Origin of the sequence: Sphingopyxis sp. (genome assembly GCF_025869345.1) — a bacterium.
In the GTDB taxonomy this organism is placed as follows: domain Bacteria; phylum Pseudomonadota; class Alphaproteobacteria; order Sphingomonadales; family Sphingomonadaceae; genus Sphingopyxis.
In genome coordinates, this window is record NZ_JAOZVW010000070.1 from 25,984 (window position 1) to 42,051 (window position 16,068).

Below are 16,068 nucleotides of genomic sequence, written 5' to 3' on the forward strand. Positions count from 1 at the left end.
CGCCCTAGCCGATCGGCCGTTCGTGCCCTTCCCAATAGGGCGCACGCAGTTCGCGGCGGAGAATCTTGCCCGACGGATTGCGTGGCAGCGCGGGGATGAAATCGACCGACTTGGGGCATTTATAGCCCGCGATCCGGTCGCGCGCCCAGCCGATGATCTCGCTCGCCCCGGCGGCCGCGCCGGGTTTCAGCACGACGCACGCCTTCACTGCTTCGCCCCACCGGACGTCGGGGACGCCGACGACCGCGACGTCGGCGACCGCCGGATGGCCGTAGATCGCATTCTCGACCTCGGCCGGATAGACATTCTCGCCGCCCGAGATGATCATGTCCTTCACCCGGTCGTGGAGGTAAAAATAGCCCTGCTCGTCGGTGTAGCCCGCGTCGCCGGTGCGCAGCCAGCCGTCGGCATCGATCGTCTCCGTCGTCGCCTCGGGCCGCCCCCAATATTCGCGCATGTTCGCCTGTGCGCGGATCGCGATCTCGCCGATTTCGCGCGGAGGCAGCGGACGGCCATCGGGGTCGATGACGCGCATCTCCACCCCGCGCAGCGGCTTGCCGATCGATCGCATCCGCTCGTTCCCGGCTGGGTCGTGGTCCTCGGGCGGCAGCGCGGCGATCGTGCCCGAGGTTTCGGTCATCCCGTACATCTGGACGAAGCCGCACTGGAAGATGTCGATGCACTGGCGCAGCAGCGCGAGCGGAATCGGCGAAGCGCCATAGGCGATATGGCGAAGGCGCGAGAAATCGACCTCGCGCGCGCGGGGCTGATTGACGATGGTCTGCATCGCCGCGGGAACCATGAATATCTTGGAGATACGATGGGCCTCGATCAGGTCGAGCACCCCGGCGGGATCGAACTCGCGCGTAATGACGCCGGTCGCGCCGTTGGTCATCACCGATATGCCATAGGCGGTGCCGCCGATATGAAAGCAGGGCATGGCGACGAGCGCCACGTCATCCTCCTCCCAGCGCTCCCATTCGGCCAGCAGCGCGGGATCGCGGTCGAGCCGCGAGCGCAGCACCGACCCGTTGGTCAGCACCGCGCCCTTGGGCTTGCCCGTGGTGCCCGAAGTATACATCTGGATCACCGCATCCTGCTCGCCGCGCGGCACGTCGGGATCGCCGTCGGTAAATGTGTCGCGCCAGCGCCGGTAGTCGGGAAAGCCGTTCGCCGCGCCCTCGATCGCGACGACATGCTCGACGCCCGGAAAGGCGGCGCGGTTCGCCGCGACCAGATCGGTGAATTCGGGCCCGACGAACAGGATGCGCGCGCCGCAATCGGCGACGATCCACGCGATCTCGGGCAAGGCGAGCCGCCAGTTGACCGGCGTCATCACCCCGCCGGCCTTTGCGGCCGCCATCAGCAGCTCGAAATACAGGTCGCTGTTCTTGCCGATATGGGCGACGCGGTCGTCGGGCTTCAGTCCCAGCGCGATCAGCCCGTTCGCGGCGCGGCTGCTGTTGGTGTCGAACGCGCGATAGTCGACCGTCCGCCCCTCGAAATGAAAGAGCGTCTTGTTCGGACACTCGCGCCCGCCCCGCCGCGCGATGTCGGCGACCCGCGCAAATGATACGACCTCTTGCGTCACCTTGCTTCCTGCTCCCTGCCTTCACGCATCCGCTTCGCCGAACGCCTCGCGATAGAGGCGGGAGTCGGCCGCATAGAAATTGCAATGGAATCCCGACGGAACGCGGAAGGGAATCCGCACGCTTGCAATCGGCCCCGCGGCGATGTCGAGCGCGGCGAAGATCGCCAGCTCGCTCGTCGCCGCGCCGGCGCGGTGGACGAGCGTCATCGCATAGCCATCGCCTTCGCCCTCGGCGCCCATCCTGGGCGCGAAGATCAGCTCGCCGCACGCGGCGCCCCTGCCGAAGTCGTAGACATCCTCCTGGCCGCCGACCGTGTCGAAGCGCAGCACCGCATCCATCCCCTCGGCGCGGCCGTCGCGGCTGTTGAGGTTGATGTTCGCGAAGGCGTGGCGCGAGGCGCGCGTCATGAAGCGGTCGTCGGGGCGCGGGAACTGGATGTCGCGGTCGTTCAGCATCTCTTCGGTGATCCACGTCCCGTTGCCGTTCGCGCGCGGATCGATCGTCCAGCGGCGAAGGCTCTGCTGCGTATCGCCGTGCGTCCGCTTCGCGCCGGTCTCGTCGGGGAAGAGCGCGGTGCCGTTCGCGGCGGCGACGTCGGCGATGATCCTGCCGTCCTGTTCCCAGACGTTGAGTTCGTGGAACATGTGGCGCGGCTCATAATCGAACCAGCGGACGTCGCGCGCCGATCCGTCGCGCGGCATCACCGCGAACCGGGTCGGGCGATCGTTGACCCAGGCGGTCATCGGCCCGCCCTTCATCGCGCGGCCGAGGTCGACGTCGATCGGGATGACCGGGAAGACGACCCAATTCTCGGTCAGGAAGAATGTGTGCATCAGTGCATTGTGCGGCATGTCGATGACCTCGGCCTTGCGCACGCTGCCGTCGGCGGCGATCACGTCATAGCGGATCTGCGCCGCGCCCATCGGCCCGTTGATCATGGCGCCGATATTGACGAGCTCGCCCGTGGCATGGTCGATCTTCGGATGCGCGGAAAAGCTGGTGGTGATCGTCCCGCCATAATGGTCCTCGCCCAGCGTCTCGAGCGTGCGCGGGTCGAGCGCGACCGCGGGCGCGCCCTCCATCAGCGCGAGCAATTTGCCGCCATGGACGATGATATTGGTGTTGCCGGTGTTGTAGCGCTTGCCGGCGACCGACGGGTCGGCGGTCATCGGGTTGCCGAACAGGCCGAACAGGCGCTTGCCCGCCGCCTTTTCGAGTTCGAACTTCTCGGTCCGCACCCAGCGGTTGAGCATCGATGCGCGGCCACTGGCGATGTGGAAGGCATAGACCATGCCGTCGCCGTCGAACCAGTGATACTCGCCCTCGCGCGTCGGGTAGAGCGGCTCGGGACCGTTGCGATAGAAGACGCCGGCCAGGTCGTCGGGGATCGCGCCGTCGACGATCAGGTCGGGGGCCGTCGCCTCGAACCGCACCGGCTGATGATGTCCCGACAGGAAGGGATGGTCGAAAAAGGCCTGCGTCATCCTGCTCCCTCGAAAAATCGGCTGTCGTTCGTCAAACCCGCCGTTCGCCAACAAGGGGCGGTGCCATGCGCCGCCCCTTGCTCCTTTGAATCCCGCCGTGCCCGTGGCGGGAAACACTCGCCTTGTTCAGAAACGGAAGCCGAGCTCGACGCCATAGGTGCGCGGCTGGATCGCCGCGCCGAAGGTGAAGAGACCTGCCACCGGCAGCGTCGACGACAGCCCCTTGTGGTTGGTGAGGTTGCGGCCGAACAGCGACAGGCTGACCTCGCGCCCTTCGCCGAGGAAGTGGGTGTAGCCGATCTCGGCCGACAGATTTTCGCGATCCTCGGTAAAGCAGCGGTTGTCGTTGGTCACCGCGCCGGGAACGACGGGCTTGTTCGGCGTGATGCAGGTGACATAGCGGCTCTGGTAGCGGAGCAGGGTCGAGGCATCGATGCGGCCCGACCCGACGTCCTTCGTATAGTTGAGCCCCGCCGACCACTGGATTTTGGGCGCGCGGCGCAGCGTCAGCGTCGACACGTCGTCGGGAATCCCGTCCGCCGCGCTACCCGTGGTCAGCCCGACGATGTCGTTGAAGAAGCTGTTATATTGCGCGTCGGTATAGCTGAACGAGGCGTTGAAGCTGAAGGCGTTCGACATCTGCGCGATGATTTCGGCCTCGAATCCCTTGATGTCGGCCGAGGAAGCGTTCTGCACTACCGTCTCCTGCGGGCTCGACGATCCCGGCGGGGCGGGTTGAACCACCTCTTCCTGCTTGTTGTTATATTTGGTGTAATAGAAGGCGAGGTTGGTGCGCAGCGTCCGGTCGAGCCAGTCGGCCTTCAGCCCGACCTCATAGGCGTCGACCGTCTCGGGCTGATAGGGGCCGAGCGAGGTCGGCGAGGCCGCGCGGCCGTTGAAGCCGCCCGAGCGGAAACCGCGCGAGAAGGAGGCATAGACCAGCTTGCCCGGCTCGATCGTATATTCGGCGTTGGCGCGCCAGGTGAACTTGCCGAAGCTGTCGCTGCCGCTGCAATTGTTCGCGGCGGTGTAGACCGGCAGCACGACCCCCGGGGCCGGGCTGAAAGTGCCGGTCGCCGCGACGCACGACTTGCCGTCGAAGCTCGGCAGGGTCAGCCCGACCAGCGCGCCGATGCGACCGAAATTGTTGAAGATTTCCTTCTTGTCGTCGGTGTAGCGCGCGCCGAGCGAAATCTTGAACGCGTCGGTCAGCCGGATCTGCGCGTCGGCGAAGGCGGCGTAGGATTTGGCGGTGTGGTCGACATATTGGCGCAGCACCGCGGTCGATCCCTGGCCGAGCACGACGCCGAAATTGGTCGACTGGTCGAGCTTGTAATTGCTGTTGAAATAATAGCCGCCGACCAGCAGGTTCACCGGGTCGAGGTCGGCGAGCAGGCGGATTTCCTGGCTGAACTGATGATAGCGCTGGTCGCGCTTGGTCTCGAAGAAATTGGCCGACGATCCGTCGAAATCCTGCGTCACCGATTCCTTGTTCTTGATATAGCCGGTCACCGAGCTCAGCGTCAGCCGGTCGCTGAGTTCGATGTCGACATTGCCGGTGATGCTGTCGGCGTCGTTGCGCACCGGCGTGTCGATCGCCGAAAAGGTCGTGTAGAGGCCGTGGTCGGGCAGCGCCCAACGGTTGCATTCGGCGAGCGGCGAAAAGCCCGGTACGCCGGGTGCGGCGCACAGCACCTCGCGGCTGGTTTCGGACAACGCCGACGACACGGTTTCGCCGCGCTCGCGGCTGTGCTGATAGGTGATCTGCGCGGTGATCGCGTCGCTCGGCGTGATGAGCGCGGTGACGCCGCCGGTCAGCGTTTCATATTTGCCCTGCCGCCGGTTCTGGGTGACGTTGAAATAATAGCCGTCGGTCTTGTCGTAATAGCCGAAGGCCTTCAGCGCGATGATGCCGCCCAGCGACCCCGTGTTGACGACCAGCCGGCCGCGCTTGGTGTCGAAATTGCTGTAGGCGAACTGGCCGCGCACGCCGAAGTCCTGGGTCGGCTTGGTGCGGATGACGTTGATGACGCCGCCGATCGTGTTGCGGCCGAACAAAGTGCCCTGCGGCCCGCGCAGCACCTCGAGCCGCTCGATGTCGAAGCTGTCGAGAAGCTGGCCGGTGTTGGTGCCGATGAAGACGCCGTCGACGACCACGCCGACCGCGGGGTCAAAGCTTTTTTCGATATCCTCGAAGCTGATGCCGCGGATCGAGATGGCGGCGGCGCTCGGCCCCGCGCCCACCGAATCGACGACGAGGCTGGGGACGCGGCCCGCGATGTCGCGGATGTCGTCGATCGTCGCCGACTCCATCGCCTTTTCGTCGAGCGCGGTGACCGCGATCGGGATCGACTGGACGCTTTCCGAGCGTTTTTGCGCGGTAACGACGATTTCGCGGATGGCGCCGCCGCTGTTGTCGTCCGCCGGGGCGTCCTGCGCGTAGGCCGGGGTGGCGATGGCGAGCGCGGCGAGCGACACGGTGGCCTGGATGGCGGGCAGCAATCGGACATGCGTGGTCATCGTCATTCCTCCCTCTCGCGCCGGCGCATAGGCTCGCCGATCACGTCGGCGGCAAGGTCCGCTGAATGCCGCGATTCAACAATCATCAAAAATATCAGGCATGCCGTAGCGGCGTGAAAGGCCCTGAATATGTGGGATTCTATTGCCTTTGCGTGGCTCCGCCATCGACGAAAAGCCCGTGCCCCGACATGAAGCGCGCGTCGTCGGAGGCCAGAAAGGCGGCGACGTCGGCGATGTCTTCGGGCTGCCCGAGGCGCCCCAGCGCGGCCTTGTCGATCCAGCGCTGCCGGAAAGCAGGCATCTCGGCAAAAGCGGGTGCCGTCATCGGCGTATCGATCGCGCCCGGCTGGATACAGTTCACCGTGATACCGAAGGCACCGACCTCCGCCGCGACCGATTTGGTCATGCCGAGCACCGCATGTTTCGATGCGCTATAGGCGGTCATCCCCGCCTCGCCGAAGCTCGACATCACCGATCCGATCAGGATGATCCGCCCGTGCGGCGAGCGCTTGAGCAGCGGCAGCGCGTCGCGCATCAGTCGGAAGACCGCGGTGACGTTCACCGCCATCATCTGGTCGAAAAATTCATCGCCATGTCCGTCGAGCATCTGCATCCCGGTGATGCCGGCGCAGGCGACGACGATGTCGAGCTGGCCGAAGCGCGCTTCGGCCTCCGCGACCAGCCGCGCGTTGATGCCGGACCCGGTCACGTCGGCGACAATGTCGACATCGCCTGCGCGGTCGGTGGTCAACACACGCGCGCCCTCGGCCGCGAGCCGGGCGGCGGTGGCGCGCCCGATTCCCGATCCGGCGCCGGTAACGAGCGCGGCCCGCCCCGCAAGGCGCCCGGCGATCACAGCGAGCTGCCGCCGTCGATGCGGAACTCGGCGCCGGTTGCGAAGGCCGACTCGTCCGAGGCGAGATAGAGGACGATCGCCGAAATCTCCTCGGGCTTGCCCAATCGTCCGATGGGATGCGTCGCGACCCAGCTGTCGTAAAGCGCCTGGCCGTCCTCGACCTGCGCCATCACCTTGTCGAGGATCGGGGTATGGATCGCGCCGGGATGCACCGAGTTGCAGCGGATGCCATAGCCCTGGCGCGCATAATGGAGCGCGATCGACTTGGTGAGATGGGTGACCGCCGCCTTGGCGGCGTTGTAGGCGGCGAGATCGGCCTGCGCGCGCACGCCGCACATCGACGACATGTTGATCACCGACCCGCCACGATCCTTCATCTTCGGGATCACATGCTTGCAGCCGAGGAAGACGCCGTCGACATCGACCGAAAATTCGTGGCGAAAGGCGTCGAGCGTCAGCGCCTCGATTGACCCGTGCGTGGTGATCCCGGCATTGTTGACGAGGATGTCGATGCGGTCGCAGGTGTCGAAAGCAGCGATCCATTCCGCCTCGCGCGACACGTCGAGCCGGACGAAGCGCTGGCCGAGGCCGGCGGCGAGCGCTTCGCCCGCCGCGGCATCGATGTCGGCGATCACCACCTCCGCGCCCTCGGCGACGAAGCGGCGGACGATGTCGAGCCCCAGCCCCGACGCGCCGCCGGTGACGAACGCCCGCTTGCCCGCGATGCGGCCCTGTTGCCCGGTCATCCCATTCTCCCTCGCCGCATTTTCCCATGCTCTGCCTTCGGATTATCACGGCGCCCGCGACCCGCGGGCCTATTGATTGCGCTAGGTGCCGCCCCGCCGCCGCGCTGCCAGTCTGGACCAGATATCCGGGGAGGCGCGGCATGACGGAAAGCTGGGACTATATCGTCGTCGGCGCGGGGTCGGCCGGCTGCGTCGTCGCCGAACGGCTGAGCGCCGATCCGCGGGTCCGCGTCCTGCTGCTCGAAGCGGGCGGCGCCAACGACAGCCGCTGGGTCGCGATTCCGAAGGGGGTGGCAAAGCTCGTCACCAACCCCGACCATATCTGGGCCTATGGCGTGACGCAGCCGCGCAGCCCCGGCGCGGCGGCGGGCGAGGTCTGGATTCGCGGCAAGGGACTGGGCGGATCGTCGGCGATCAACGGCATGATCTGGAGCCGCGGCGAACCCGCCGATTATGACGAATGGGAAAAGCGCGGCGGCACCGGCTGGAATGGCGAGACGATGACCGAGGCGTTTCGCCGTCTCGAGGATCATGGGCTCGGCGCCAGCGCGATGCGCGGTGCGGGCGGCCCCGTGGGCGTGGCGCCGAAAATCCACAGCTATCCGCTCGCCGAGACGATGGTGGAGGCGGGGGCCGAGATGGGGCTGATGCCGGTCGACGACCTCAACGCCGCGACATCGGACCGCGTCGGCTTTTATGCGCATAATGTCCGCCGCGGACGGCGCGAAAGCGCGGCGGCGACCTTTCTCGCCCGCGCGCGCAGGCGGGCCAACCTGCGCATCGTCACCCGCGCGCTGGCCGAGCGGCTGATCGTCGCGGACGGGCGCGTCACCGGCGTCGAGGCGGTGGTCGCGGGGCGGGCCGAACGCTTCGATTGCGCCGGCGAGGTGATCGTCTCGGGCGGCACGCTGGAAAGCCCCCTGCTGCTTCAGCGCTCGGGCATCGGTCCCGCCGATGCGCTGCGCGCCGCCGGGGTCGATCCGCTGGTCGACGCGCCCGACGTCGGCGGCCGGATGCGCGAGCATCTGGGGTTCAGCATGCCGCACCGCCTGTCGCGCGACGTCGGCAGCAGCCGCAGCTTTTATGGCCTCGGCCTCGCCCGCGCGATGGCGCGCTATTGGCTGACGCGCGGCGGGATCATGGCGACCGGGCCGTTCGAGGTCGGCGCCTTTCTCAATCTGACGAGCGCGGACCGCCGGCCCGACCTGCAGCTCTATCTCGGCGGCTACAGCTTCGCGCTCGGCGACGACAAGCATCCGGTGCCGCTGACCAGTATCGACCGCAAGCCGGGGATGACCATCTATGGCCAGCTCCTTCGCCTGACGAGCGAAGGGCGCCTGGCGATCAGCGGCCCCGGCAGCGATGCCGCGCCGGCGATCGAGCCCAATTGGCTGTCGACACCCGAGGACGAACGCACCGCGATCGCCGCGGTCCGGGCGATGCGGCGCTATATGGCGCAGCCCGCGCTCGCGGCCTTCGTCGAGCGCGAACTGCTGCCCGGCGCGGCGGTGCAAAGCGACGCCGATATCCTCGACGCCTTCCGCCGCCTCGCCACCTCGGGCCTTCATGGTGTGGGAACCTGCCGCATGGGCAGCGACAATCGCGCGGTCACCGATGCGCGGCTGCGCGTCAACGGCGTCGGCGGGCTGCGGGTCGTCGACTGTTCGGTGATGCCGTCGCCGGTCACCGGCAACACCAACGCGCCGGCGATGGCGCTGGCGCTCCGCGCGGCCGAATTGATCCGCGAGGATCGGCGGACGATGCGCGCCTAGACCCGCTCGCGCTCCTTGAGCCAGCCGATCCCGCGGCGCAGCAGTTCGTGGAAGACCGGCAGATCCCAGGCGCAGCGGTCGATCGTCGGCCACCAGTCCATCATCGGCTGCAGGTCGTAATGCCCCCGGCAATGGCCGAGGGTCAGATAGAGGACGGCGCCCGCGCCGTGCCGCTTGATGTAGAAGACCGGGTAAGTCCCCGGCGCGTCCTCGGCCTCGACGAAGCCGGTGCCGGGGCCGGTGCATAGGGTGTCGAGCAGGACGTGCAGATGCCCATGGGTTTCGAGGTGATAGAGTTCGTCGGTCGTCTCGAACGGCTCGATGCCGCGGGTCAGCGGATGGTCGGGGTCGGCGACGCGGACGGTATAGGGCTCGATCGCCGGGTGGCTGATGAACTGCGAGCCGAGTAGATCCATCATCAGCGGCGCCCAGCGCGGCGCCTCCCACAAGCCGCTGTCGAGCAGGCGCAGGATCGAATTGGTGCCGTGCAGCGCATACCAGCGGCCGCCGCGATCCAGCCAGCGTTTCAGCGCTTCCTGCGCGGGCAGCGACGGCGTGACGTCGCAGGTATAGGTGATCAGAATGTCGGCGGCCTCGATCGCCTCGATCGCTTCGTAATTTTCGAAGACGCGGGTGCGGATGCGCGGGTCCTCGGCGAGCAGCTTCAGCAGCTCCAGCCGCGCATAATCCATGTCGTGCCAGACGCCGCCGCAGATCAGCACGCAATCGATGCGGGGCGGATGCTCGCTGTCGCTCATCGGCTCTTTCTCCTCCTGTCCCGCCGGCATCATGCGGGCACGCCACGCCCGCGTCACCTTATTCTATTGATAGGTTTCGGCCGGGCGCGAAACTGGCAAAGAGGGCAGCGAGAGGAGAGGCGCGATGCGGCAGAGGCTCGACGGCAAGGTCGCTCTGGTCACCGGCGGGACGAGCGGGATCGGCGCCGCGACGGTCGCGCGTCTGGCGCGCGAGGGCGCGGCGGTGGTCTTCACCGGCTCCAATGCCGAAGCGGCCGCCGCCGTCGAGGCTGACACGGGTGCGGTCTTTCGCGCCCATCGCGTCGAGGATGCCGCCGCCTGGGAGGCCCTGATGGCGGAGGTCGAGGCCGAATATGGCAGGCTCGACATCGCCTTCGCCAATGCCGGGACCGAGGCGGGCGATGCCAGCGTCGAGGCGATCGGCCTCGATGCCTGGAACCATATCGTCGCGGTGAACCAGACCGGCGCGATGCTGACCGTCCAGCACGCGATTCGCGCGATGGCGAAGAATCCGCACGGACCCGCCGGTTCGATCATCGTCAATTCGTCGATGAACGCGCATCGCGCGATGGGCAATTATGCGGCCTATTCGGTGACCAAGGCGGCGGCGGTCGCGCTCGTCAAGTCGGCGGCGATCCATTGCGCGGGAAAGGGCTATGCGATCCGCGTCAACGCGATCCTGCCCGGCGTCGTCGAAACCGACATGATCCGCGGCGTCATCGACCGTTCGCCCGATCCCGCCGCCGCGCGCGCGGCGTTCGAGGGAATGGCGCCGATGAAGCGGATGGCGCAGCTGGACGAAGTGAGCGCGCTCGTCGCGTTCCTCGCCTCCGACGAGGCCGCCTTCATCTCGGGCAGCGACTATGTCATCGACGGCGCGACCACCGCCGGCATGATGGGGGTATAGGCGGGCCGGCCAAGCTGACAGCAGGCTGACATCGGCCGCGGCGCAATTGTCAGCGCGCCGGGCGGATAGGGAGCTTCCAAAGGGGGGATCTTCCGCCCGCCGAAGGGGCTCGCATTCGTGACATATGGCGTTCGCATCGCATTGCTGTTGTCGCTCGGTGCGGCGGCGCCGCCGCTGCCCGTGGCTGCGCAGGACGGCGCCAGCGCCGGGATCCCGTCCTATGACAGGCATTTCTTCGACCGGACGCAGCCGTCCAACGCCTATGAAATGGTGGCGCTGCTGCCGGGCTTCACCCTCGTCGAAGGCGACGGCGACGTGCGCGGCTATTCGGGCGCGGCGGGTAATGTCCTGATCGACGGCCAGCGCCCGGCGGGAAAGACCGATTCGCTGGGCGCGATCCTGAAACGCATTCCCGCCGCGCGCGTCGAGCGGATCGAGCTGATCCGCGCCGGATCGGCCAGCTATGACATGCAGGGCTATGCGCTGCTCGCCAATATCGTTCTGGCGAAAGCCGGCACGGTCAGCGGCCGGGTGGAGGCCGAGCAGGCACTCTATCGCCACGGGCGCCGCGCGCCGCGCGTTTCGGCGCAGGCGACGTTCGATGGGCAGCGCCGGGTGATCGACCTGTTCGGCACCGTCTATCGCGAGATCGACGACGAGCATGGCTTCGGCGTCCGCAACCGCTTCGCGCGCGATGGCACGCCGCTGCGCTTGGTCGATTACGCGCAGCCTGAGGGCGCCGACATCGCGCAGGCGACGCTCGCCTATCGCCAGCCGCTGTTCGGGGGGACGCTTCATCTGAATGGCCTCGTCCAGGACAAAAGGAAATTCGCCGACATCGCCTATGCCATCACCTTCCCCGCGCCCGATGCGATCACCGGCAGCGAGCGCGAACATGCGCGCACCTGGGAAGGGGGGCTGCGCTACGAACGCGCGCTCGGTGCGGCGAACGATCTCGAACTCGTGGGAAGCTATCGATCGGTGGCGACGGTCGGCATCGACCGCGAGGCGACCGCGACGGACAGCAGCGTCTCGGACGAACGCGCGAACGCCAGCGAGGCGATTCTGCGCGCCGCGCTTCGCCATCATCGTGGCGCCTGGGCGATCGAAATCGGTGCCGAAGGTGCGATCAACATTCTGGGCAGCCGCAATGCGCTGGTCGAGGACGGCGAGCCCGTCCTGCTGCCGCAGGCCAATGTCCGCGTCGCCGAGCATCGCGCCGAAGTCTTCGCGACCGCCAGCCGGCCGCTGGGCGCGCGGACCACCGCGGAATTCGGCCTGCGCTATGAAATGTCGCGCCTGTCGCAGACGGGCGACATCGACCTCGTCAAATCGCTTGCTTTCTGGAAGCCGCGCGCACGGCTCATCTGGACGCCGACGCCGAACCAGACGTTGCGGCTGCTGGCCGAACGCGAGGTCGGCCAGCTCGATTTCGGCGATTTCGTCGGCGCCGCTTCGCTGACCAGCGGCACGATCAGTGCCGGCAATGCCGATCTGGAGCCCGACAGCCTCTGGCGCATAGAGGCGACGTATGAGCGTCGTTTCGGCGCCGGGTCTTTCACGATCGCCGCGCGCCGCGAATGGATATCCGATCTGGTCGATCAGCTTCCGGTCGTCGTCGATGGGACCGTCTACGACGCGGTCGGCAATATCGGTGCGGCCCGGCGCGATATCGTCGAGGCGTCGCTCAAATGGCCGCTCGACGGGATCGGAGCCAAGGGTGTCGTCGTCACGGCCGACCTTGCCGCGCGGCGCGGGCGGGCGACCGATCCCTCGACCGGCGCGCGGCGCCATATTTCGGGCGATCTTCCGGTCGAGGCGAAGATCGCGGTGACCCACGACATTCCCGCGTGGAAGCTGCGCTGGGGCGGCAGCTATGCCTTTGCGCGCACCGAAACCGCGTTCAAGGTCGAGGAGGTCGAGGCCGACCGTCTGGCCGGGCGGCTCGACCTGTTCGTCGAATATCGTCCCGATGCGCGCTGGACCTTGCGCCTGTTCGGCAAGAATCTGACCGACAGCCCCGCAACGCGGACGCGCGACATTTATGCCGGCGTCCGCGGCGACAGCGCGCTGCGCTATCGCGAATTGCGGGTGCTGCGCAGCGGACGCTATGTCGGGCTGACCGTCCAGCGCAGCTTCGGCGGGTGAACCTACCCGCGCGGCGCGGCGAGCCGGGCGAAATCACTCCAGGCGCACGCGGTCGCCTCGACCGAATTGCCGCACCCCGGAATGGGAAGATAGCGGCGGAACAGCGTATCGTCCGACCCCAGCGGTTCGAGGTTGCGGAGCTGGTCCATCGTCTGCGCGCGATAGAAGGCGCGGACATAGCGGTCGCCCTTCGCATTGCTGACCAGTTCAAACCCCAGTGCGCTGCCGGGCGGAACCTCGTCGGCGGGATAGCTCGGCACCTGCCAGTGCAGGTCGAAGAAGCCGCCGAGGTCGGCGACGTTCGTGTCGTGCCCGGCGAGCAAGGTCAGCCGCGCCGGGCTCCGGTCGCCGAGCGCCGTGACGATTTCGCGCACGATCGGCGCCGCGGCGGCGGCGGCGATATAGCCGGGGCGATTCGAATAGCGGAATTTGAGCGGATGAAAGCGCAGCAACTGTTCGATCTCGGCGCGGCTCACGCGGCCCCAGCCGACCTCGGCCATCGGCTTGCCTTCCAGATATTCCAGCACCAGCGTCTGGCTCGCGGTCGATCCGACGTCGAGCGGGCCCTCGATCTCGGGGCGATCGTGCGGCTGCGCGACCAGCCGGCTCGGCTCTGCGATCAGCGGGCAGGCGGGCAGCGCGCAATTCAGCACTTTCGCGAGCAAGGTCAGTTCGCCGCGATGGCTTGCGGTTTCGGCGGTCAGCCCGCCCTCGGGCGCCTGGGCGAGCGCGGCATCGAACGCCCGCTTGCCGTCGAACGAAGCGGGGCCGCCGTCGAGCCCATGAAAGATCGCGTCATCGTCCGGACCGGCGGGATGCGCGACATCCGTCGCGCAGCCGGGCATGAACCCCGCGGCCCAGCTCTGCGCGGTCGCGATCGTGCGCTCCTTATAGCTTGCCTTGAGGACGATCGTGCCCGCCGCCGGGCATCCCTCGGGAAACAGACCGCGACCGCCGAAATAGAGGCGGTCGCTTTCGCCGAGCAGCTTGACCCCCGCCGCGCCGTGCGGCGTCAGCAGGCCGAAATCGACCGGCCAGTCGGGCCATGTTTCGGCCGAATAGCCGGGCGGCACCACCGCCGCCTTGGTTGGCGGGCGAACGCCGTGGCGCATCAGCATCACGACCTTTTCGAGCTTTAGCGACCCCGGCGCGGCAGGCGATGCGTCGGCGCCGGGCGCGGACGCGGCGCATCCCGTCAGCAGCGCGGCGGACAAAAGCAGGCTATGCTTCACGGGCTCTCTCCCTTATGGAATAAATTTATCGATCATGTATAAATCAGAAAAAATATTTCATCAATGCCCGGTATCGAGAAAATGAGACGCCGGACAATATGCCCGATGATGCTATCAGCTTGATGTCAGCCTGAGTGTGGCAAGGAAGGCCATGAGGAAAATCTATCTGCTTGCGGCCGCGATGGTCGCTCTCGCCACCCCCGCCCTGACGCTTGCGAGCGACAAGGACGATGAAGCCGATCAGCGCGCCGCCAGCGCGGCGCTGGCGCGCGGGGAGATCCTGCCGATCGTGCGCGTCCTCGCGATCGCGACCGAACGCGTCCCCGGCGACGTGCTCAAGGTCAAGCTGGAGCGCGAATCCTTCGGGTTCAAATATGAGGTGAAAATCCTCACCCGAAGCGGCAGGGTGCGCGAGGTCGAAGTCGACGCCCGCACCGGCCGGATACTCAAGATCGAGGATGATTGATGCGCGCCCTGGTGGTCGAAGACGATCCCGTCGTCGCGTCCGAACTGGTTCGCGGGATGACCGCGGCGGGGTTCGTCGTCGATCTGGCCGGCGACGGCCAGCAGGCGTGGTTCAACGGCGATGTCGAGGATTATGACGTCGCGATCGTCGACCTCGGCCTGCCGCGACTCGACGGTCTCTCGGTCATCAAGCGCTGGCGCGACGCGGGGCGGGGCTTTCCGGTCCTCATCCTGTCGGCGCGCGGCGACTGGACCGACAAGGTCGCCGGGATCGAGGCGGGTGCCGACGACTATATGGCGAAGCCGTGGGCGATGGAGGAACTGGTCGCGCGCGTTCGCGGGCTCGTCCGCCGCGCGGCGGGGCGATCCAGCCCGACGCTCGAGGCCGGGCCGCTCCGGATCGACACGCACCGGATGACCGCGACCCTCGATGGCGCCTTCGTCAAGCTCTCGCCGCTCGAATACCGGCTGCTCGACTATCTGGCCCATCACCCCGGCCGCGCGGTTCCCGCGACCGAGCTTTCCGATCACCTCTATGGCGATGCCGACGCCGAAAATGCCAATGCGATCGAGGCGCTGGTCGCGCGGCTGCGGCGCAAGCTCGGCGCCGATACGATCCAGACGCGGCGCGGCTTCGGCTATATTCTGCCGGCGACCGCTGCGTGACAGGCGGCTCGCTCCGGCTTCGGTTGCTCGCGGGGGCCGGGGTCGCGATCGCGCTGGCGCTGCTCGTCGCGTGGTTCGCGATGACCTGGCTGTTCGACGGCCATGTCGAGCGGCGCGTCGAGGACGAACTCCTCGTTCAGGTGCGGCCGCTTCTTGCCGATCTGCAACTGGCGCGCGGGGTGCCGGTCGCGGGGGCCGAGCCCGCCGATCCGCGCTTCGCGGTTCCCGCCGGCGGGCTCTATTGGCAGGCGTCGACCGGAGCCGGCGCGATCCGCTCGGTTTCGCTCTGGGACAGCCACCTGCCCGCCGCGGCGTCGGCGCCCGCCGACCGCTGGCGGATTCGCCGCGCCGCGGGTCCCTTCGGCCAGCAACTGCTGCTGATGGAACGCGCGATCCGCCTGCAGCCGCAGGAACCGCCGGTGATCGTCCAGCTCGGCTACGACCTCGCCAAGCTGGCGCCCGCGCAGCGCGAGTTCGGGCGCGAGATGGCGCTGTTTCTGGTGCTGTTGTGGGCGGTGCTCGCGCTCGCGGCCTGGGCGCAGGTCGGGCTCGGCCTCCGTCCGCTGCGGCGTGTCGGGCAGGAGGTCGAGCGGTTGCGCCGCGACGCGTCGGCGCGGCTTGGCGGCACCTATCCGCGCGAGCTTGCGCCGCTCACCGATTCGATCGACGCGCTGGCCGATGCGCGCGAAGCCGATCTGGTGCGTGCGCGCCGCCGCGCCGCCGATCTGGCGCACGGCCTCAAGACCCCGCTCGCCGCGCTCGCCGCGCAGAGCGCGCGGGCGCGCGAAGCCGGTGCGGCGGCGATGGCCGACGGGCTCGATTCGTCGAAAGCCGCGCGACGCGCCCCCAGGGAAGCCGAAGAAGGGCGGACGCGGCGGACGCGAAGAAGGTGCTGTCCGCGGGCATCCACGGGGCCGCCGTG

Annotated in this window: 12 protein-coding genes and 1 pseudogene; 6 read left to right on the forward strand and 7 right to left on the reverse strand. The window is 67.8% G+C overall.

Annotated elements, in window-relative coordinates; all coding sequences use genetic code 11:
- Positions 1–4: 4 nt before the first annotated feature.
- The 5 genes from OJI97_RS07605 to OJI97_RS07625 all read right to left on the reverse strand — a co-directional run bounded on the left by OJI97_RS07605 (position 5) and on the right by OJI97_RS07625 (position 7,198).
- Positions 5–1,591, reverse strand: a complete 1,587-nt coding sequence (locus OJI97_RS07605) for a fatty acid--CoA ligase (protein WP_297662458.1) — start codon at positions 1,589–1,591, stop codon at positions 5–7.
- 21 nt (positions 1,592–1,612) lie between these two features.
- Complete coding sequence (locus OJI97_RS07610; RefSeq protein ID WP_297662459.1) at positions 1,613–3,076, reverse strand: carotenoid oxygenase family protein; 1,464 nt, start codon at positions 3,074–3,076, stop codon at positions 1,613–1,615.
- Positions 3,077–3,202: 126 nt separating this feature from the next.
- A complete protein-coding gene (locus OJI97_RS07615; protein ID WP_297662460.1) occupies positions 3,203–5,596 on the reverse strand; it encodes a TonB-dependent receptor in 2,394 nt (797 codons plus the stop codon).
- A 139-nt stretch (positions 5,597–5,735) separates the two neighbouring features.
- Positions 5,736–6,452, reverse strand: a complete 717-nt coding sequence (locus OJI97_RS07620) for an SDR family NAD(P)-dependent oxidoreductase (protein ID WP_297662461.1) — start codon at positions 6,450–6,452, stop codon at positions 5,736–5,738.
- Positions 6,449–7,198 carry a glucose 1-dehydrogenase gene (locus OJI97_RS07625; RefSeq protein WP_297662462.1) on the reverse strand — a complete coding sequence of 250 codons (750 nt, stop codon included), beginning with the start codon at positions 7,196–7,198 and terminating at the stop codon, positions 6,449–6,451. Before OJI97_RS07625 ends, OJI97_RS07620 begins: the two co-directional genes overlap by 4 nt.
- A gap of 140 nt (positions 7,199–7,338) precedes the next feature.
- Here OJI97_RS07625 and OJI97_RS07630 point away from each other — a divergent pair, with 140 nt between their 5' ends.
- A complete protein-coding gene (locus OJI97_RS07630; RefSeq protein WP_297662463.1) occupies positions 7,339–8,970 on the forward strand; it encodes a GMC family oxidoreductase in 1,632 nt (543 codons plus the stop codon).
- Here OJI97_RS07630 and OJI97_RS07635 read toward each other — a convergent pair.
- On the reverse strand, positions 8,967–9,728 hold the full coding sequence (locus tag OJI97_RS07635) for a ThuA domain-containing protein (protein WP_297662464.1): 762 nt from the start codon (positions 9,726–9,728) through the stop codon (positions 8,967–8,969). The two genes, OJI97_RS07630 and OJI97_RS07635, sit on opposite strands and share 4 nt — an antisense overlap.
- Positions 9,729–9,852: 124 nt before the next feature.
- Here OJI97_RS07635 and OJI97_RS07640 point away from each other — a divergent pair, with 124 nt between their 5' ends.
- Together OJI97_RS07640 and OJI97_RS07645 are read left to right on the forward strand one after the other, a co-directional pair.
- Positions 9,853–10,635 carry an SDR family oxidoreductase gene (locus OJI97_RS07640; protein ID WP_297662465.1) on the forward strand — a complete coding sequence of 261 codons (783 nt, stop codon included), beginning with the start codon at positions 9,853–9,855 and terminating at the stop codon, positions 10,633–10,635.
- A gap of 117 nt (positions 10,636–10,752) precedes the next feature.
- The gene (locus tag OJI97_RS07645) at positions 10,753–12,783 is read left to right on the forward strand and encodes a TonB-dependent siderophore receptor (protein ID WP_297662466.1); all 2,031 of its coding nucleotides are present in this window, start codon (positions 10,753–10,755) and stop codon (positions 12,781–12,783) included.
- Between the two features lie 2 nt (positions 12,784–12,785).
- On the opposite strand, the gene OJI97_RS07650 is transcribed toward OJI97_RS07645, so the two are convergent.
- Positions 12,786–14,015: a histidine-type phosphatase gene (locus OJI97_RS07650; protein ID WP_297662467.1), complete on the reverse strand. Its 1,230-nt coding sequence runs from the start codon at positions 14,013–14,015 to the stop codon at positions 12,786–12,788.
- A 151-nt stretch (positions 14,016–14,166) separates the two neighbouring features.
- Between OJI97_RS07650 and OJI97_RS07655 the strand changes: the two genes are divergently transcribed.
- From OJI97_RS07655 to OJI97_RS07665, 3 genes and pseudogenes are all read left to right on the forward strand, one after another.
- Positions 14,167–14,481: a PepSY domain-containing protein gene (locus OJI97_RS07655; RefSeq protein ID WP_257546629.1), complete on the forward strand. Its 315-nt coding sequence runs from the start codon at positions 14,167–14,169 to the stop codon at positions 14,479–14,481.
- Entirely contained in the window at positions 14,481–15,146 is a 666-nt protein-coding gene (locus tag OJI97_RS07660; protein WP_297662468.1) for a response regulator transcription factor, read from the forward strand. Before OJI97_RS07655 ends, OJI97_RS07660 begins: the two co-directional genes overlap by 1 nt.
- Positions 15,143–16,068 (forward strand): annotated as a pseudogene (locus OJI97_RS07665) (hypothetical protein); the annotation flags it as partial. The gene OJI97_RS07660 and the pseudogene OJI97_RS07665, both read left to right, overlap by 4 nt.

Bases quoted from the DNA above. Each gene is read 5' to 3' on its own strand.
- OJI97_RS07630 (WP_297662463.1), top strand. From the start codon at position 7,339: ATGACGGAAAGCTGGGACTATATCGTCGTCGGCGCGGGGTCGGCCGGC.
- OJI97_RS07625 (WP_297662462.1), bottom strand. From the start codon at position 7,198: ATGACCGGGCAACAGGGCCGCATCGCGGGCAAGCGGGCGTTCGTCACC.
- OJI97_RS07660 (WP_297662468.1), top strand. From the start codon at position 14,481: ATGCGCGCCCTGGTGGTCGAAGACGATCCCGTCGTCGCGTCCGAACTG.
- OJI97_RS07615 (WP_297662460.1), bottom strand. From the start codon at position 5,596: ATGACCACGCATGTCCGATTGCTGCCCGCCATCCAGGCCACCGTGTCG.
- OJI97_RS07655 (WP_257546629.1), top strand. From the start codon at position 14,167: ATGAGGAAAATCTATCTGCTTGCGGCCGCGATGGTCGCTCTCGCCACC.
- OJI97_RS07640 (WP_297662465.1), top strand. From the start codon at position 9,853: ATGCGGCAGAGGCTCGACGGCAAGGTCGCTCTGGTCACCGGCGGGACG.
- OJI97_RS07635 (WP_297662464.1), bottom strand. From the start codon at position 9,728: ATGAGCGACAGCGAGCATCCGCCCCGCATCGATTGCGTGCTGATCTGC.
- OJI97_RS07610 (WP_297662459.1), bottom strand. From the start codon at position 3,076: ATGACGCAGGCCTTTTTCGACCATCCCTTCCTGTCGGGACATCATCAG.